This is a genomic window from Oceanobacillus sp. FSL K6-0251 (assembly GCF_038004725.1).
In the GTDB taxonomy this organism is placed as follows: Bacteria; Bacillota; Bacilli; order Bacillales; family Amphibacillaceae; genus Oceanobacillus; species Oceanobacillus oncorhynchi.
In genome coordinates, this window is sequence record NZ_JBBORS010000001.1 from 200633 (window position 1) to 217065 (window position 16433).

Annotated in this window: 21 protein-coding genes and 1 pseudogene; 16 read left to right on the forward strand and 6 right to left on the reverse strand. The window is 38.5% G+C overall.

Annotated elements, in window-relative coordinates; genetic code table 11:
- Positions 1–225: 225 nt before the first annotated feature.
- The 4 genes from MKY45_RS01055 to MKY45_RS01070 all read left to right on the forward strand — a co-directional run bounded on the left by MKY45_RS01055 (position 226) and on the right by MKY45_RS01070 (position 3487).
- Positions 226–834 (forward strand): pyroglutamyl-peptidase I, encoded by a 609-nt coding sequence (locus tag MKY45_RS01055; RefSeq protein ID WP_341172394.1) that lies wholly within the window; start codon positions 226–228, stop codon positions 832–834.
- A gap of 19 nt (positions 835–853) precedes the next feature.
- Positions 854–1360 carry an NUDIX domain-containing protein gene (locus MKY45_RS01060; RefSeq protein WP_332094530.1) on the forward strand — a complete coding sequence of 169 codons (507 nt, stop codon included), beginning with the start codon at positions 854–856 and terminating at the stop codon, positions 1358–1360.
- 75 nt (positions 1361–1435) lie between these two features.
- On the forward strand, positions 1436–1999 hold the full coding sequence (locus MKY45_RS01065) for a cysteine hydrolase family protein (RefSeq protein ID WP_341172395.1): 564 nt from the start codon (positions 1436–1438) through the stop codon (positions 1997–1999).
- 330 nt (positions 2000–2329) lie between these two features.
- Positions 2330–3487 carry a pyridoxal-phosphate-dependent aminotransferase family protein gene (locus MKY45_RS01070; RefSeq protein WP_341172396.1) on the forward strand — a complete coding sequence of 386 codons (1158 nt, stop codon included), beginning with the start codon at positions 2330–2332 and terminating at the stop codon, positions 3485–3487.
- Between the two features lie 201 nt (positions 3488–3688).
- Here the strand turns inward: MKY45_RS01070 and MKY45_RS01075 are convergent, their stop codons facing one another.
- Together MKY45_RS01075 and MKY45_RS01080 are read right to left on the reverse strand one after the other, a co-directional pair.
- Complete coding sequence (locus tag MKY45_RS01075) at positions 3689–4114, reverse strand: hypothetical protein (protein WP_193064208.1); 426 nt, start codon at positions 4112–4114, stop codon at positions 3689–3691.
- Between the two features lie 53 nt (positions 4115–4167).
- On the reverse strand, positions 4168–4716 hold the full coding sequence (locus MKY45_RS01080) for a TetR/AcrR family transcriptional regulator (RefSeq protein WP_193064209.1): 549 nt from the start codon (positions 4714–4716) through the stop codon (positions 4168–4170).
- Between the two features lie 173 nt (positions 4717–4889).
- Here MKY45_RS01080 and MKY45_RS01085 point away from each other — a divergent pair.
- From MKY45_RS01085 to MKY45_RS01105, 5 genes and pseudogenes are all read left to right on the forward strand, one after another.
- Positions 4890–5823, forward strand: a pseudogene (locus MKY45_RS01085) (DsbA family protein).
- A 15-nt stretch (positions 5824–5838) separates the two neighbouring features.
- Positions 5839–6144: a monooxygenase gene (locus tag MKY45_RS01090; RefSeq protein ID WP_193064210.1), complete on the forward strand. Its 306-nt coding sequence runs from the start codon at positions 5839–5841 to the stop codon at positions 6142–6144.
- Between the two features lie 275 nt (positions 6145–6419).
- Positions 6420–6872, forward strand: a complete 453-nt coding sequence (locus MKY45_RS01095; RefSeq protein ID WP_193064211.1) for a MarR family winged helix-turn-helix transcriptional regulator — start codon at positions 6420–6422, stop codon at positions 6870–6872.
- Positions 6873–6896: 24 nt separating this feature from the next.
- The gene (locus tag MKY45_RS01100) at positions 6897–7424 is read left to right on the forward strand and encodes a GNAT family N-acetyltransferase (RefSeq protein ID WP_193064212.1); all 528 of its coding nucleotides are present in this window, start codon (positions 6897–6899) and stop codon (positions 7422–7424) included.
- A gap of 12 nt (positions 7425–7436) precedes the next feature.
- Complete coding sequence (locus MKY45_RS01105) at positions 7437–8054, forward strand: FMN-binding negative transcriptional regulator (protein ID WP_193064213.1); 618 nt, start codon at positions 7437–7439, stop codon at positions 8052–8054.
- Positions 8055–8117: 63 nt separating this feature from the next.
- Here MKY45_RS01105 and MKY45_RS01110 read toward each other — a convergent pair whose 3' ends face one another.
- A complete protein-coding gene (locus tag MKY45_RS01110; protein ID WP_193064214.1) occupies positions 8118–8891 on the reverse strand; it encodes a hypothetical protein in 774 nt (257 codons plus the stop codon).
- Positions 8881–9219, reverse strand: a complete 339-nt coding sequence (locus MKY45_RS01115) for a PadR family transcriptional regulator (protein ID WP_042530912.1) — start codon at positions 9217–9219, stop codon at positions 8881–8883. The genes MKY45_RS01110 and MKY45_RS01115 overlap by 11 nt, the downstream gene beginning before the upstream one ends.
- A 447-nt stretch (positions 9220–9666) precedes the next feature.
- Here MKY45_RS01115 and MKY45_RS01120 point away from each other — a divergent pair, with 447 nt between their 5' ends.
- Both MKY45_RS01120 and MKY45_RS01125 read left to right on the forward strand, forming a co-directional pair.
- Positions 9667–10020 (forward strand): lmo0954 family membrane protein, encoded by a 354-nt coding sequence (locus MKY45_RS01120; RefSeq protein WP_042530916.1) that lies wholly within the window; start codon positions 9667–9669, stop codon positions 10018–10020.
- Between the two features lie 24 nt (positions 10021–10044).
- The gene (locus tag MKY45_RS01125; protein ID WP_193064215.1) at positions 10045–10680 is read left to right on the forward strand and encodes a PspA/IM30 family protein; all 636 of its coding nucleotides are present in this window, start codon (positions 10045–10047) and stop codon (positions 10678–10680) included.
- 120 nt (positions 10681–10800) lie between these two features.
- Here MKY45_RS01125 and MKY45_RS01130 read toward each other — a convergent pair whose 3' ends face one another.
- Both MKY45_RS01130 and MKY45_RS01135 read right to left on the reverse strand, forming a co-directional pair.
- Complete coding sequence (locus MKY45_RS01130) at positions 10801–11067, reverse strand: membrane protein (RefSeq protein ID WP_042530920.1); 267 nt, start codon at positions 11065–11067, stop codon at positions 10801–10803.
- 81 nt (positions 11068–11148) lie between these two features.
- Entirely contained in the window at positions 11149–11730 is a 582-nt protein-coding gene (locus MKY45_RS01135) for a TetR/AcrR family transcriptional regulator (protein ID WP_052484941.1), read from the reverse strand.
- A gap of 235 nt (positions 11731–11965) precedes the next feature.
- On the opposite strand from MKY45_RS01135, the gene MKY45_RS01140 reads away from it, so the two are divergent.
- The 5 genes from MKY45_RS01140 to MKY45_RS01160 all read left to right on the forward strand — a co-directional run bounded on the left by MKY45_RS01140 (position 11966) and on the right by MKY45_RS01160 (position 16362).
- On the forward strand, positions 11966–12406 hold the full coding sequence (locus MKY45_RS01140; protein WP_042535870.1) for a carboxymuconolactone decarboxylase family protein: 441 nt from the start codon (positions 11966–11968) through the stop codon (positions 12404–12406).
- A gap of 113 nt (positions 12407–12519) precedes the next feature.
- A complete protein-coding gene (locus MKY45_RS01145) occupies positions 12520–13326 on the forward strand; it encodes a VOC family protein (protein ID WP_193064216.1) in 807 nt (268 codons plus the stop codon).
- 540 nt (positions 13327–13866) lie between these two features.
- Positions 13867–14643, forward strand: a complete 777-nt coding sequence (locus MKY45_RS01150) for an ABC transporter permease subunit (RefSeq protein WP_246529012.1) — start codon at positions 13867–13869, stop codon at positions 14641–14643.
- Between the two features lie 27 nt (positions 14644–14670).
- The gene (locus MKY45_RS01155; protein ID WP_193064218.1) at positions 14671–15366 is read left to right on the forward strand and encodes an ABC transporter ATP-binding protein; all 696 of its coding nucleotides are present in this window, start codon (positions 14671–14673) and stop codon (positions 15364–15366) included.
- Positions 15367–16362 (forward strand): aliphatic sulfonate ABC transporter substrate-binding protein, encoded by a 996-nt coding sequence (locus tag MKY45_RS01160; RefSeq protein WP_193064219.1) that lies wholly within the window; start codon positions 15367–15369, stop codon positions 16360–16362. It abuts the gene before it with no gap.
- Positions 16363–16433: the final 71 nt, after the last annotated feature.

Sequence of the window (16433 nt, forward strand, 5' to 3'; positions counted from 1 at the left end):
AATAAGCGATATATCGTTAATTGTCAAGATAAAGCATTTTATGGTTTCAACAGGTGGATGAATCGCAGTTGAAATCATGGTTTACTGCATTGTTGGAAGAGGCAGCGTCTGTATATCGGGACGGTTATGATGAGGTGGGTTTAGTGATTACATTCAATTAGAAATCACATATCGTATGCTATACTGAAATCAAATATATATTTTTAAACAAGGCAGGTGCAGTAGATGACAAAAAAGCTGTTGTTAACTGGGTTTGAACCCTTTCTCGATTTTTCTGTGAATCCAACGAAGAAAATTGCAGGAGAATTAAACGGGGCAGTGATGGGTGATTACACGGTTATCTCCCATGTGTTATCTGTAGATTTTCGTAAGGCTGGGAAGCAGCTCCTCCAATTAATAGAGGAGACGAAACCTGATGCTATTATTTTGCTTGGGTTTGCCGGCGGCAGGTTCAAGGTTAATCCAGAACGCATTGCCATTAATGTGAATGACGGACCCAGGGATAATCAAGGTTACAAGCCGGAAAATGAAGTGATACAAGAGGATGGAGCAGACGGATTTTTCTCTACATTGCCGATAAGCAGGATGGTTGAACAATTACAAGCTCAAGGTCTTCCTGCTGAAATCTCGAACACAGCGGGAACCTATCTTTGTAATCATGTAATGTATCAAGCTTTGCATTATGCGAAGACAAATAACCGCCATCTAGCTGCTGGTTTTATTCATCTTCCTGCCTCCCATGAGCTTGCAATCGAGCATGGAAAAATCCCCAGCTGGAGCCATGATGATTTAAAAAGGGCGGTTATTATTTGTATAGAAGCTTTATCAAATTAAAATGGCGGGAGGAAATATAATGAAGCTTCGGCAAATGGCGGTCGCTTTTCTTTTTAATGATAAGCAGGAAGTTTTGTTTATTCAGAAAAAATCAAATAGCCCCTTTCTCCCCGGGAGGAAAGTTCCGATTGGCGGACATATGGAAACGGGGGAAATAAATATACCATATCATGCATGTATAAGAGAGATTAAAGAAGAAACAGGATTAACAGAGAAGCAGTTAAACAATCTGAGACTTCGCTATGTTGTACACAGAATGAGAAATAACAGTGAAATTAGAATCCAATATGTCTATTTTGGAAGCGTATCAGTCCATTCTAATCTACTTGAAAGTGATGAAGGAGAGTTATCTTGGGTGAATGCGCAGGATATTGCTCATCAAGCAGTCACTGCCACTACGAAAGAAATGATGAAACACTATATGGAAATTGGCAAATCAACAAATAAAGTATATGTAGGCACGATGAAATCGTTGAATGGAGAACCGGATATTGCTTGGGGTGTACTGGAGGATTGGGAAAAGTAACTGATGGAGAGATAAAATAGCATTCATTAATTATCATTACCAGCTTCATAACATTTAAGAAATGAGGAATAATTCATGAAAAAAGCATTGATAAATATTGATTATACGGTAGATTTTGTGGCAGATGACGGCGCATTAACATGCGGGAAACCCGGTCAGGATTTGGAAAATAGGATGGTTGCTATAACGGAGCGATTTATCAAGGAAGGCGATTATACCGTCTTTGCAGTAGATGTGCATGATAAAGACGATGCTTATCATCCAGAACAGAAGCTGTTTCCGCCCCATAATATCCGTGGGACAAGCGGAAGGGACCTATATGGACAGCTGCAGGAAACATATGAAGCAAATCGGGATAAAGAAAACGTATATTATCTGGATAAAACAAGATATTCTGCCTTTGCCGGCACAGATTTAGAAATAAAATTACGGGAAAGAAATATTGAAGAAGTACATCTGGTTGGTGTATGTACCGATATTTGTGTGCTGCATACCGCAGTAGATGCTTATAATAAGGGTTTTCGCATTATTGTGTATAAAGATGCGGTTGCTTCCTTTAACCAGGCAGGGCATGATTGGGCGCTGGGACATTTTGAAGGCTCGCTGGGAGCTGTAGTGAAGGAAACAGAGGTTAAATAAAAAGTCCATATTAAAACACAGAGAGTATTTTTGTTGTCAATGTCTCTCTGCGTTTTAATATGGACAATTATCTACATACATCATTTTCTTGGAGTAAATAATTATTTTAGATAATGATTCTTTTCTATACCAAAATGCCTGTAAACCTTCCGCTGCTTCTCAAAATGGAAAAGATATGAAAGTTAAACTAGAAAGTTTTTATTATTAAATGGAAAGCGTAAACTATACTTTATAAAGGAACAATGATACTATTTCTAATATAGATTCATATAATTGAGAATTTACTTAAATATGCGAAATTAGAATGAAAGAGTAGAGAGGAGAAAAGTTATGTATTCCAATATACTTAGACATCCCGGGCCTACACCAATACCTAAAAAAGTGGAAATGGCAATGGGACAAAATATGATCAGCCATCGTTCCGAGGAGTTTACCAGGCTATATCGGGAAACAACGGAACGTGTGAAAACCTTATTCGGAACGAAACAGGATATTATGCTGCTTCCTTCAGGCGGTACGGCAGCTTTAGAAGCTGCTGTGGCCAATACTGCTTCCGCTGGTGATGAAGTAGTTGTTGTCACGATAGGAGCTTTTGGGGATTATTTTGTTTCAATTTGCGAGAAGCATGGTCTGCATGTTCATAAGCTTGAAAAAAACTGGGGCGAAGCGTGTACGAAAGAAGAGCTCACAAACTTTTTAAAACCCTTATCCGGAATCAAGGCGGTTTTTGTTACTTATAATGAAACGTCTACAGGGATTTTAAACCCGGTCAAGCAATTAGCAGAAGCAGTACACGAGCACTCAGATGCGCTATTTATTGTGGATGGGGTAAGCTGTATTGGAGGCGCTCCGGCAGAAATGGACCAATGGGGAATCGACATTTTAGTGACAGGCTCGCAAAAAGCAATCATGCTTCCGCCGGGACTTGCTTTTGTGGCTGTAAGTGAAAGGGCATGGAAGGTTATAGAAGCTAATGATACGACGGTATATTATTTAAACCTGTTAAGTTACCGAGAATGGGCAGAAAAATCAATGACCCCAAATACACCTGCGATTTCATTGATTATGGGATTATCTGCTGTTTGCGATTTAATAGAGGAAGAGGGCGGATTTTCAAAAACTGTAGAACGTCATGAACTCATGAAGAATATGGTCCGGGAAGCCATGAGAGCGCTCTCTATTGACTTGTTAACAAGTGATGAGCATGCATCCCCAACATTAACAACGATCTGCGCTCCAAAAGGAGTGGAACTTTCCGACTTTTTAGTACATTTAAAGAAAAAGTATCATCTTGATTTTGCAGGCGGTCTTGGCCGTCTTCAGGGTAAAGTTTTTCGATTTGGACATATGGGGTATTGCTTCCCAAGCGATATATTACAAGCAGTGTCCTTGATTGAAGCGGGCTTGCAGGACTTCTCGTATTCATTCGAGAGCGGCGCCGGGGTGAAGGCGGCGCAAGATGTTTTCTTGTCTTCTTTAAAAAAATAACTTATTGTTTGCAAATGACAGCGTGAATTTTATATAAACCAAGTATGTTTTATTAAAAAGATAACAACAAAGGATAGTGTTATATGTATCTCTTGTTTGCAGACGCTTTATAAAAGAAGAACCTTTATAAATTGGTTCTTCTTTTATATCTACTCTCTTCACTTCATATGGGCAGGTTCAATGACGGTTAACAGGTGTTATTTATGCTCTAGATTCATCGTCCTTCGAGACTTGTTGCGTTTCATTTAAAATGGCATATAATCCTAAGCATCCCCCAGATAAAGTAAGCAATAAAGGGATAATGCTTCCAAGAAACAGAGAAAAAATCATGGCAATGACAGCTACGGATATATGCGGTTTGACTGACATGATAATCCCGAGGAAAAAGACAATAATAGCTGCACACATAATAATGAATGTATATATCATATACCCTGTATGGAAGATACCGCTTACGAGATCAAGGAATCCGAAAGTCAATTCAATGATTGGGAAGAATGGAAAAATCGTATCTATACCGGAAAACGCATAACTGTCTAAACTGGAATAGATAAAAAAGAACTGGATAGCGGATATGAGGCCGCCTAATGAAATAAGTAAACCAGAAATCATTTTTTGTTTATGCATTTTAGTTCATTCCTTCCTAATTCTCTTCATTTTACCTCATTTCACCTGTGTCCTCATTCCAGTTTATGCAGAATAAAAGGAAGCAGCGGTTGAATGAATGCTTCAGGAGACAAGGTACTTTTTTTCCATTCCACAGAAGCTCCGTAAATGGTCCAGCTTAGGATGGCTGCCATTTTACGAAGGATGTCTTCTTTTTTAGCGGGATTCTCTTTTTGCAGCAGCGGATAGATGATAACTGCCAAATGTTCTCTAATAATACGCGCAATTGTTTCCTCATACCCTTGGTGACAGCGAGATGATAAAGTGGTTTGAAAGTTTGCCACCGCAATAAATAACTGGGTAGCAGCATGGTCCCCCCATGTCATTTGATGGATTGCTTTCGTGTCTACATTAAAAAGCAGGACTTCAGATAACACTTTTTCTAATAAATCATATTTATCTTCATAGTGATAGTAGAAAGTAGCGCGATTGACCATCGCTGCTTCAGTAATATCGGTGATGCGGATATCATTGAACTCTTTCTTCTCGGAAAGGGCAATAAATGCATCCATAATAAGTCTTCGCGTCCGTAATATTCTTAAATCTGTTTTTTCTTCAGCCACTTGTATCCCCTCCTGTTTTTCAACAGTTTTCAAAATATGTTGTATATACGATAAATCGAGAAGTTTATTGGTTTTTATGTTATTGCTTGTATCCTATAATAGAATAAGAATCATCTAAACAAAAGAAATTAGTATGGAATAGCTGCTATTTAAAGTAATTTAGAATAAGGAGATTGAAGAATGAGTCAAAAAATATGGTATGTGATGTGGAAACAGGTCTGTGTGGAGAAGCTGACGGGGAAGAAATGGAGGCAGTTCAATTCAACCAGCCCAAGAAAGAGATTGATATCTATTATGTGACAGATCCGATTTGTTCTCATTGCTGGGCGCTCGAGCCGGTATTACGGCGTTTTCAGCTGCAATTTGGATCGTATTTTAAGTTTCATACTGTGATGGGCGGACTTTTGGAAAAATGGAGTGATACGCCAGTTGACCCGGCTAATGGCATATCAGGGCCAGCTGACGTCGTAGCGCATTGGAAAGAGGTTGGGCAGCATTCAAGAATGCCGATTGATGGGTCATTAATGGCGGATGACTATATTACCTCATCTTATCCGCCGTCCCGCGTTTTTAAAGTAATTCAAAAAGAATACAATGACAATCTGGCGTATACGTTTTTGAGACATGCAAGAGAAGCATTATTTGCTTTTAACCAGAACATCTCCGATTCTAAAATACTTGTTGAACTGATAGAAGGATTGGGTCTGGATGGAGAAAAAATTGTTCAGCAGGCTAATTCCGCTCTGGGACCATCAATTGCTGGAGGAAGACTTCAACCTGAAAGACAATCTTGGTGTCAGAGGATTCCCGACGATTATTATGGTGAATCAGGAAGGACAAGGAATTAAAATAGTCGGTGCCCGTGCATTTGATGACTATGTCAGAGGTCTGCAGCAGGTGCTTCCAGAAGACAGACTGCAGCCGAAACAGACTCCTGCATTTGCAAAGTTATTAAAACAGGAGAACCTTTTATTCTCTAAAGAAGTGGAAGTACTATATGACCTGGAGCACAGCCAAGTCCGCAGCTTTGCTGAGAAAGAACTGGAAGCGGAAGATTATCAGGTTCATAATCTTCTTGGAGAAAATTATTATACCCTTAAAAAATAAGAGAGGTGCGTAAGAATGTCATATATTTTACAAATCGATTTTACGATGGAAGGATCTTTTGGTGAAGAGATGGCAACTGCATTCCATGATTTAGCAATGAGCATTCGCGAAGAGGAAGGCTTCCAATGGAAAATATGGACAGAAAATCCGGATGCAAAAGAAGCTGGCGGCGTTTATGTTTTTGAAACAAAAGAAGCTGCTGAGAAATATTTAGATATGCATACAAAACGATTGGCACAATTTGGGCTGGAGAATGTACGGGCAAAAGTGTTCGGAATCAATGAGACACTGACTAAAGTAACAGATGGTCCAGTGAAATAGAAATTTAAAAAACAGGTAATGACTGTGAGAAGCTGACAGTCATTACCTGTTTTTTAAACAAAACCCTCCCCCTTTAGAAATACTTGCCAATTCTATTATCGATTTTCTGAAAGAAAAAGTCTGTAGCTTTAACTGTAGGAGTGGGCAGGGAAGGGAATATGGAGTAATAAGTATCCGGACTCAACGAACAGCTTAAATCTCGCTGTTTTTTTGTTGTATATACAACAAAAATAAATTAAAATTTGTGTATAACAGAAATCGCCGGGGGTGAAAGCATGGCTGAAATCCTGCGTGAAATTGGAATGATTGCGAGAGCGCTCGATTCTATCAGCAACATTGAGTTTAAAGAATATAATCTTACCAAAGGTCAATATTTATATCTGGTCCGTATTTGTGAAAATCCGGGTATTATTCAAGAAAAGCTCGCTGAAATGATTAAAGTGGACCGGACAACAGCAGCCCGCGCCATCAAAAAATTGGAGACAAATGGTTTTATTCACAAGAAGCCGGATGCGAATAATAGAAAGATAAAAAAACTGTTCCCTACAGAAAAGGGAGAAAGTATTTATCCAATGATCAAAAAAGAAAATGATTACTCTAATCAAGTTGCCTTAGAAGGGCTGACAGAGGAAGAAGCAGCAAACCTTGTTTATTTACTCGAAAAGGTTCGAAAAAACATGGAAGTAGACTGGGAATTTGTGAAGAAGGGGAATAAGCGTGCGTATTAAATGGGACGAAGGGAAGATAGAAAGATGACTATCAAAATAAAAGTTTGCAGTCAGGATGATTTGCAGGCGCTCCAAGAAATCAGTATCGAAACATTTACGGAAACCTTTCAAGAACAGAATACACCGGAGAATATGCAAGCGTATTTAGAAAATGCATATACATTGGAGAAGCTTCAAAAGGAAATGTCACAGAGTAATTCAACATTCTTTTTCATCTTTTATAATGACCAGCTTGCTGGATATATGAAAGTGAATACCGATGATGCGCAATCAGAAGAGGTTGGAGAGGGTACCCTGGAGATAGAACGGATTTATATTCGAAGCGGGTTCCAGCGAAAGGGATTAGGCAACTATTTGATGGATAAAGCAATTGAAATAGCGAAGGACAAAAAGAAGAAAAAAGTATGGCTGGGAGTTTGGGAATATAATAAACAGGCGCTTCTTTTTTATGAAAAGAATGGTTTTGTACAGACGGGGTCACATTCCTTTTTTATGGGAAGCGATGAACAGACGGATTATATCATGACGAAAACACTGAAAGTATACGCTTAAAGGAGGCAGACAATGTATGTACCGAAGCGTTTTAAAGTAACAGATACGAAAGAAATATGGGAATTTGTCAAACAGCATTCTTTTGCAACACTGGTGACAACAGAAAATAATATACCGGTTGCAACACATCTGCCAGTAACTGTAAGCAGGGCGAATGGTGATTATCGAATTATTGGACACCTGGCATATGCCAACCCGCAATGGAAAACATTTGAAAGCGTTGATAATGCATTAGTAATATTTCAAGGGCCTCACGCTTATGTTTCATCGACATGGTATTCCCATGAGAATGTTCCGACATGGAATTATCAGGCTGTCCATATGTATGGAACGCCGCGGATAATGGAAGAAGATGAACTTCGAGAGTCGTTAAAAACGTTATCGGATACATATGAAAACCATCGGGATCCTTCTTTTTCAGTGGAGGGTTACACGCCGAAGCTATTGGATGCGCAGTTGAAAGCCATTGTGGGTTTTGAGATAAAAGTGACAGAGGTGCAGGCTGCGTATAAATTAAGTCAGAATCGGAACGAAACAGATTATCAGCGTATTATTGATCATTTGAAGAAGGAAGGGGATTCTGATTCTGAGGAAATTGGGGAGCAGATGGAGAAACGATTGGAGAAATGAAAAAAATAAACGTAAAAAGCAGCACGTTTTCTGTATTATACGGGCTGCTTCGTTATAAAATTATTAATTAGAGGTCTTTTTATCCTCTTTTTTCGATGTGTATATTAAAATTCCTATCGCAGTAATAGCGATAACAAAAAATACAATGGCAGAGATCCATACATAAGATTCGCTCTCTGGGCTGCTGCCGCCGGTTGCTATTTTAGCAATGATCTCGGGCAAGCAGATTAAGAATATAAACAGAGCCAAAAAGCCTTGTTTCATAATAAGCGGAACGATAATGAATATGCTTAAGAGAATAGCCCCGATAATAAGGTTTACAGTTTGATTACTTTCTGCGATAACGAATCCCGGGTAGTTTCGGATAATAAACTGTGCGCCGACCATAGATGCTGTGAAAAGGGAAAAGAAAATTCCATAGCTAATATAGGTTTTTTTACTATCCCCGTATTTTCGAACGATTTTTTTTACAATAATAATTGTACCAACTGTTCCGATAGCCAGCACTGCAAGGTTATAAAGGATGACACTGGTATTTAACTCGAAATCCCCGCTAATTAAATCGGGAATGATAAATACCCCCAGCAAATAGATAAGCAATAAAATACTGTATTTTATAAAGCCTTTATCCCGCGGCAGTTCTTCGGAAATGGAACGGATATAATCTTTGACAGATCCTCCGGTAATGCTTTCGACACTTTGTCCATGTGCTTCTGCTTCTTTTAAATGATCTCGCAATTCTTCTTCTATTTCTTGAATATCTTTATCCTTTTTTCCCCGGCTCATTAATTCCAGACGCAAATTCAATAAGAATTTCTCCGCTTCTTTACTTAGCATCCTCCACACTCCTCATCAAATTATTCATCCCCTTATTCAAATAAGACCATTTATTACGAAATACAGCTAATTCTTCTAATCCTTTATCTGTAATGGTGTAGTATTTTCGTTTCGGTCCGCCCGTATCGGATTTTTTAAGTTCGGTTTGAACATACCCTTTTTTGCTTAAGCGAAGAAGGACAGGATAGATACTTCCGTCACTGATTTCCGGAAAATCTCGTTCTTTTAATTTCTCAAGGATTTCATATCCATACGTTTCTCCTTGTGAAATCAGTCCTAGTATTGCACCGTCTAATAATCCCTTCATCATCTGATCAGATACTGACATGTCGTACCTCCTTAACTATCTTATAATACACTATAGTTGAATGAAAGATAATTGTCAACTATCTTATATAAAAAGGTAGTTGATGTGTTAGTTGTTTTTTTATGAGGGGAGTGTAGAAGTAAAAGCGCGTATAAAAGAAAAAGTACGTTGTTTCCATAAACTTTAATTTGAACATCACTTCCAAAAAAAGTTTTTAACAACACTGCTATAAGCTTATTTAAAGTCACTGTCTGTCCAATTTTATCTTTACGACACATAAATCTTCCCAGTTCGAGGATACTGTAAGCTGCTGACCACCTTCATTATTGTCTCTTTTGAATACTCCCTTAACCATGGATTAGATGCAAATAGACCTTAAGGCGTAGATAAAGATATTTCTCAGGCTCATTACGAAAACTCGTTAGAACCGATAAGATAAAGATAAGATAACGAAAGGGGAAAAACAAAATGAAAAAATTCATGTTGTTTATCGGAGGACTCATTGCAGTGCTTGTCCTTCTTGCAAATTTAGGACCGATGGTATTGCTGGTGTTAAGTGTAGGCTTACTTTATGTATGCTTTAAAAAATTTATTAAAACAGATTCAGTTGCCGCAAAAATAGGATGGGTGATTTTAGGGTTAATCGTATTAAGCATCACATTCTCTAACATTTATGCTGTTTTAGGCGTTGCAGCGGCTTATGCACTTTACCTTATCTATAAAAATTGGAACACACCGGAAGACTCTGTTGTCCACGAAATAAAAGAAGATGATGATCCATTTACGAATTTTGAAAAACAGTGGGCAGAGTTAAATAAATAAAAAAATTTAAAGGAGAGATTGACTATGTCAACAAATATTTTTACGCGAATGAAGGATTCTATTTCAGCAGATTTACACACGATGATGGACAAAAAGGAACAAAAAAATCCGATTGCAGCACTAAACCATTATTTACGCCAAAGTGAGCAGGAAAAAGAAAAAGTAAGAAAGCTGATTGACCGTCAGTATAAATTGAAAGAAGAGTTTGCACGTGAGTATATAAAAGCACAAGAACTTGCAGATAAGCGCTTAAAACAAGCACAAATTGCCGATCGTGCGCAAGAAGAGGAAATGCATGAATTTGCTTTAAAAGAACATGAAGAATATCAAAATCGTGCTGATCGCATGAAAGCGTCCAGAGAAGAGGCAATCACGCAGCTGGAAAATCTGGAGCAGAAATACGAAGAAATGAAGCATCGTCTGAAGGATATGCACCTGCGCCGTATGGAATTGATGGGCCGCGAAAATATAGCCAAAGCGAACCGCCAAATCAATCGGGTCGTGGATGAATCATCAGAAAAACCTTTCTCCAAGTTTGGAGAGATGGAGCAATATATCGAAAACCTGGAGTACAAAGTAAACAATGCTTACTATAAAAGTACTTTTGACAGTAAAATTGCTGCCATTGAAAAGAAATTAGATGAAAAGGAAGTAAACTAGAGCTTGAAGGTAAAAGCGAAAAAAGTATTCTTTACTGCTTCAACAAAACTCCTCTACATTACAAATTTGTAATGAGAGGAGTTTCTATTTAAAAAAACCAACATGTTTGCAGTATAAAAATCAATTAATAAAATGAGTATGACGTGCTTTCCAATCTTCCAGTTTAATAAACACCCAGAATCCATAGATACCTAATGTGATAATCGTTAAAACCCACCATTTGATCCAGTTGCCAAAAAGACCGACAGCTGAACCTGAAAAATGCATTCGTTTGCCATCAACAACTGTATGATTTATTCTCCACCCATAAATCATTGTAATTGACCAAAGATAACAAATTCCTAGTGTGAAGACAGTCATTAATGTCCCAAGAATAACCCAGCCAATAAATTGAAGTAATCCACCATCAAAGAAGCTGGTTCTTCCTTATACTGTAGTAAAAAAGTGAGCCCTCCTAAAAAGTTCGGCTCACTTTTCTTTTGTTTCCATATCCTGCCTAGCATAGTTAAACCGGGTTATTTCCTCAAAAGCTTTTATCAAATCGTCATACGTATGCTGAAAATCACTATCAACCCACTTCATCAGGATATTCCACATTCCGCCTGCATTGAAAGCTAAAGCAAATTCCATATTTTCTTCACTGATGATATAGCTAAATTTGTTTTCAGTGAGCCTATGGATAGAAGGCAGGTGTTTATTAAAAGTCTTTAATAGTAAACTATCTAAATCATTTTTTCGAATGATACGAATAAAGTCTATATTTTCCATCCAAAAAGTAATGAAAATGCTTGCCACTTTCCCCATGTCCATAATTTCTCCTGCATCCAGCCTTCGCAGGTATTCTTGTGCCAGCTGATGGAGGTATCGTTCCAGAACAGCATTTTTCGAATCAAAATGCCGGTAGAAGGTACTTCGGTCTAAAACGGCTTGTTCAGCAATCTCTTTAATGGTGATTTTATAGAAGGATTTTTCTTCCAAAAGAGATAAAAGCGCGTCTGTCAGCCATTCTTGAGACCTGATGGCAGAAGGATTATTGCTTGTATCAGACATCTTGTTCCACTCCTCTCTGTACATCCTACATATAATGGGGTTTTGTAGGACTTACTTAAATTGTATTGATTCTTTATTACTGCTAGTATACGATACCCTTAACATTGCAACAAATGTTGCACTTATTTGATGGGAAATAAGAAGGTACGTGGATTTTATAACATTTACAAAAAGGAGAATGGATATGGCAAAGCTGGTCAACAGAGGGATTGTGAAAGCGGCAGGAATGATGAAAATGGATAATCGAATAAACTATTTTAAAGTTGCTCCAAATGCAATGACACCCATTATGGAATCTGAAAAATATGTACGGAAAACTTCGATTGACAGGAAGCTGAAAGAGCTTATTAAGATTAGAGTTTCACAGATTAATGGGTGCTCTTATTGTCTGAATATGCATACCAAAGCAGCGAAAAAGCTAAACGTATCCGACAAACAGATAGATGCACTGAAGCATTGGAAAACGGAAGAAATATTTACGGAGATGGATCGGGCTGCATTTGAACTGGCAGAGAATATGACGCTAGTTTCAGAAAATGGAGTCAGTGATGCGTTGTATGAGAAGGTAAGGGAATATTTTGATGAAAAGGAATATGTGGAGCTTGTAATGGTAATTATTCAAATTAATACATGGAATAGATTGTCTATTGCGATGGGGAATCACGCTGAAGTATAGTAAATCAAGCAGATGAAATTGTAAATAACGAAGAACCTCAATTTTTTTCTGAATAATAATTTAATTCATTAGTTATTTCCTATAAAATGAAATGTAAAAAGGAGAGAACACAAATGCATTTTCAGTTTGACCATCTCGTTCATTTTGTTGACAGTCCGGAAGAAGCAAAAGAAGCGTTAAAGAAGCTTGGTCTCCATGCTGTAGATGGAGGAAAGCATGATAATGGCGGTACTTATAATGCGCTTAGCCATTTTGATTTAAGTTATATCGAACTGATTGGCGTGTTTGATAAGCAGTTAGCTGACCAGCCTGCTGAAAAATATAGTCTGAGAGATACCTTTCAAAAAGACGATTATGCTTCAGGTTTATCCAGAATTGCATTAAGGTCTCGTAATCTGGAGGAGGAAGCAAAGCGTTTTAAATCACTTGGACTGGAGGTTATTGGTCCAGTTCCTTTAGGAAGAAAAAGACCAGACGGCAGCATGATACATTGGAAGTTGTTATTTGCGGGAAATCCAGAAGAAAAGCTATCCTTGCCATTCTTTATTGAATGGGAAGAAACCGATGAAGAGCGCAGGGAAACCCTGAAAAAGCAAGGAACGATTGCTGCTCATCAAAAAGGAAATCTTTCCTTAGAATCTGTTGGCTTTGCTGTAAAGGATGCAAAAGCTGTTATCGAAAAGTGGGAGACTTATTTGGGATTGGAGCAGGGAGAATCGTTCTTTGATGAAGGGTTATCTGCAACAGGACATCGTTTAAAGCTGCCAGGCGGAGACATTTTGTTTTATGAGCCTGAAGGTGAAGGGATAGTTTCTGATACGTTGAAAAAAAGAGGTGAGAAACCTTTTATCGTTACCATTTCGGGAGGAAATCGGCAGGAGCAAATTAAAGTAAAGAATGCGATTTACAGGTTTGCTTAACACGTTAATCAGTGAAGGAAAGCTGCTGGATAAATAATCTTTCTACTATTCTATTTAACGAAATACTTTAACCTCTGGTAGTCAGAGGTTATTTTTTATGAAGTAAATTTTAGAGAAATCTTCCTCAATAAATTAGAAGTGTGTACTTTTACTAGCTAAATATATAGAAAACGTACCATTTATTTTGCTTCAAAATGAACAGAACACACTCCCTTTATTCATTGCAAAAACCCTGTTATATAAATTTATCATGTTAATTCATTTATAATATGATACAGTTGTACAAGCTGAAATGACATAAAATTGAATGTTTACAATTCCTAGAAGAAAGGTTATAATTAAAGCGTTATTCAATGAATTAAGGGTATTTAAAGCTTTGAAATAGATATATATCATCATGAAGTTACGAGTCTTCTTTTTGGCTTTTACCAAATGCAGTCAATCTGTTTACATATTTTCGTTGATCTGATTGAAACAGAATGCGGGGATGAGATACAAAAACTTATCAAAAAATTCATACATACGAAAGGGGCAGAACGAGTGAAAAAGAATAAGTGGTATAATAACCAGTTATTTCCGTGGTTATTACCAATTGTTGTGGTGCTTTTATGGCAGGTGCTTGGCGACCGTGGTTTGATTAAGTCTACTATGCTGCCGACTCCGCTTGAAGTTGTCGAGGCCGGGAAAAATTTATTCCAGACGGGGGAGCTGCAGAAGCATGTGTATATAAGTACGGAGCGGGCTATTATTGGATTCTTTATTGGCGGTACCATTGGTTTTCTGCTTGGGCTCTTTAATGGAACCGTTCTATTTTTAGAAAAATTAATTGATACATCGATACAAATGATACGGACGATTCCACATTTAGCACTTATTCCGCTCGTTATTTTATGGTTTGGAATTGGAGAGAGTGCCAAAATATTTCTTGTTGCGGTTGGCGTAATGTTTCCAATTTATATCAATACGTTTAACGGTATTAAGAATGTGGATTATAAATTAATTGAGATGGGGAAAGTGTACGGCATGTCGAAATGGCAGCTGTTCACGAATATTATTTTACCTGGTGCGATGCCAAATATTTTGGTCGGAATCCGCTATGCGCTTGGGGTGACATGGATTTCGTTAATTGTTGCGGAGACGATAGGTGCTGATGCAGGGATCGGCTATTTGGCAACCACAGCCCGTGAGTTTATGCAAATGGATATTGTGGTGTTAACGATTGTACTTTATGCGATTTTAGGAAAGCTGTCCGACTTCATTGCAAAGGTTTGTGAACAGCGCTTGTTAAAATGGAACCCGGCATACCGGAAGAATTAACTGCCAAGGTCAGTCAGGAGGGGTTACATGTTTGGTATTGAGTTAAAGAATGTAGGGAAACGTTTTGGGGCAAATGAGGTTCTACGAGATATAGATTTATCCATACCGAAAGGCAGCTTTACAGCGATCGTTGGAAAAAGCGGGTGTGGGAAAAGTACGCTGTTAAGAGTGATTGCTGGACTGGAAGAGGTGACCAGCGGATCTTTAGCTTATACAGGTGCAGAAGCAAAAAAATCGAATATACGCATTATGTTTCAGGATGATCGCCTGCTTCCATGGAAAAATATTTTAAAGAATATTGCTATTGGCGGAGTAAACAAGGTGGACGCGGAAATAGCATTAGAAAAGGTAGGGCTGCGTGATAAAAAAGGGGATTGGCCAGATGAATTGTCTGGCGGGCAAAAACAGCGTGTAGCACTAGCGAGAGCCTTGGCGAGCAGCCCGGATGTTTTATTATTTGATGAACCATTGGGAGCATTGGATGCTTTAACCCGGATGGACATGCAGCATTTAATGGAAGGGCTGTGGCAAGAACAGCATTTTACTTCTATTTTAGTAACACATGATGTATCTGAAGCAGTTTATTTAGCAGATCGTGTTATTGTTCTGGATGAAGGAGGCGTGAAATTGGATCAGGATATTGATTTAGGGCGGCCTCGGGAACGAGATGACAAGTTTACAAGTTACGAAAAGAAAATACTGGACCAGATAGTAGGAGGATAAATGATGAAGAAATTACTCTTTGCACTGATTATTTTTAGTTTCATAGCTGTGCTGGCAGCTTGTGGAGCGAATTCGGATTCTGATGCGTCTGAGGATGGCGAAACGATTCGCTTAGGCTACCAAAAAGGGAATACCATGAATCTATTAAAAGCGCATGGTACGTTAGATGAAGCATTACATGAAGCCGGCTATAACGTAGAATGGAAAGAATTTTCTATGGGCGCTCCATTAATCGAAGCGTTAAATACGGATAATATTGACTTTGGTCATTCCTCGGATGTACATAGTGTTCTGATGCAGTCGGGAGGGCATAACGTCAATTATGTAGCGTCGGAGTCCCCTTACCCAGAAGGTGTTGCGTTACTGGCAAGAGATGGTTCAGGCATTGAAACATTAGAAGATTTGAAAGGGAAAGTAATCGGTGTGACCAATGGCGGGAACCAGCACTACCTTCTATTAGAATCACTAAAGGAAGCAGGTATCGATTGGGATGAGGTAGATATGAAGTTTTATAAGGATGCCTCCGAAGGCTTGATGGCTTTTTCCAACGATGAATTTGACGTGTTTGGAACATGGGATCCATTCTATGCGATTGTTCAGGACCAAAATGAAACACATACGATTCTTGACGGAACAGATCTCATTGAAAACCGTACGTTTTATTTAGCGAGAGATGGCTTTGCAGAAGAACAGCCAGAAGCGCTCACCATTATTTTAGAGGAATTGGAAAATATGGATCAGTGGGCAAATGAAGAGAAAAGAGAGGCCGCTGAAATTTTGGCGGAAGAGTTAGGATTAGATCCGGAACCGCTGGAGGTTGCAAATGAGCGACGGCAGTTTGGCGTGCAAAGGATGACAGAAGAAGTGATTGCAAACCAACAGCAATTAGCTGACACCTTCTATGAAGCAGAGCTGATAGATACGGAAATCAGTGTGCAAGAAGCGGTAGATGCGTATGATTTAGATGAATCTGTTTTTCCGGATAATATTGAATAAGATAAAAAATTGCCTGTTCCCGAATAGCGGCACATGCGGGTAAACAGTAACATAAGGACAAAAAAGAGCTC

What these genes read in the sequence shown, in the direction of transcription:
- MKY45_RS01055 (WP_341172394.1), top strand. Translation starts at nt 226, where the DNA reads ATGACAAAAAAGCTGTTGTTAACTGGGTTTGAACCCTTTCTCGATTTT.
- MKY45_RS01060 (WP_332094530.1), top strand. Translation starts at nt 854, where the DNA reads ATGAAGCTTCGGCAAATGGCGGTCGCTTTTCTTTTTAATGATAAGCAG.
- MKY45_RS01065 (WP_341172395.1), top strand. Translation starts at nt 1,436, where the DNA reads ATGAAAAAAGCATTGATAAATATTGATTATACGGTAGATTTTGTGGCA.
- MKY45_RS01070 (WP_341172396.1), top strand. Translation starts at nt 2,330, where the DNA reads ATGTATTCCAATATACTTAGACATCCCGGGCCTACACCAATACCTAAA.
- MKY45_RS01075 (WP_193064208.1), bottom strand. Translation starts at nt 4,114, where the DNA reads ATGCATAAACAAAAAATGATTTCTGGTTTACTTATTTCATTAGGCGGC.
- MKY45_RS01090 (WP_193064210.1), top strand. Translation starts at nt 5,839, where the DNA reads ATGTCATATATTTTACAAATCGATTTTACGATGGAAGGATCTTTTGGT.
- MKY45_RS01095 (WP_193064211.1), top strand. Translation starts at nt 6,420, where the DNA reads ATGGCTGAAATCCTGCGTGAAATTGGAATGATTGCGAGAGCGCTCGAT.
- MKY45_RS01100 (WP_193064212.1), top strand. Translation starts at nt 6,897, where the DNA reads ATGACTATCAAAATAAAAGTTTGCAGTCAGGATGATTTGCAGGCGCTC.
- MKY45_RS01105 (WP_193064213.1), top strand. Translation starts at nt 7,437, where the DNA reads ATGTATGTACCGAAGCGTTTTAAAGTAACAGATACGAAAGAAATATGG.
- MKY45_RS01110 (WP_193064214.1), bottom strand. Translation starts at nt 8,891, where the DNA reads ATGCTAAGTAAAGAAGCGGAGAAATTCTTATTGAATTTGCGTCTGGAA.
- MKY45_RS01115 (WP_042530912.1), bottom strand. Translation starts at nt 9,219, where the DNA reads ATGTCAGTATCTGATCAGATGATGAAGGGATTATTAGACGGTGCAATA.
- MKY45_RS01120 (WP_042530916.1), top strand. Translation starts at nt 9,667, where the DNA reads ATGAAAAAATTCATGTTGTTTATCGGAGGACTCATTGCAGTGCTTGTC.
- MKY45_RS01125 (WP_193064215.1), top strand. Translation starts at nt 10,045, where the DNA reads ATGTCAACAAATATTTTTACGCGAATGAAGGATTCTATTTCAGCAGAT.
- MKY45_RS01135 (WP_052484941.1), bottom strand. Translation starts at nt 11,730, where the DNA reads ATGTCTGATACAAGCAATAATCCTTCTGCCATCAGGTCTCAAGAATGG.
- MKY45_RS01140 (WP_042535870.1), top strand. Translation starts at nt 11,966, where the DNA reads ATGGATAATCGAATAAACTATTTTAAAGTTGCTCCAAATGCAATGACA.
- MKY45_RS01145 (WP_193064216.1), top strand. Translation starts at nt 12,520, where the DNA reads ATGCATTTTCAGTTTGACCATCTCGTTCATTTTGTTGACAGTCCGGAA.
- MKY45_RS01155 (WP_193064218.1), top strand. Translation starts at nt 14,671, where the DNA reads ATGTTTGGTATTGAGTTAAAGAATGTAGGGAAACGTTTTGGGGCAAAT.
- MKY45_RS01160 (WP_193064219.1), top strand. Translation starts at nt 15,367, where the DNA reads ATGATGAAGAAATTACTCTTTGCACTGATTATTTTTAGTTTCATAGCT.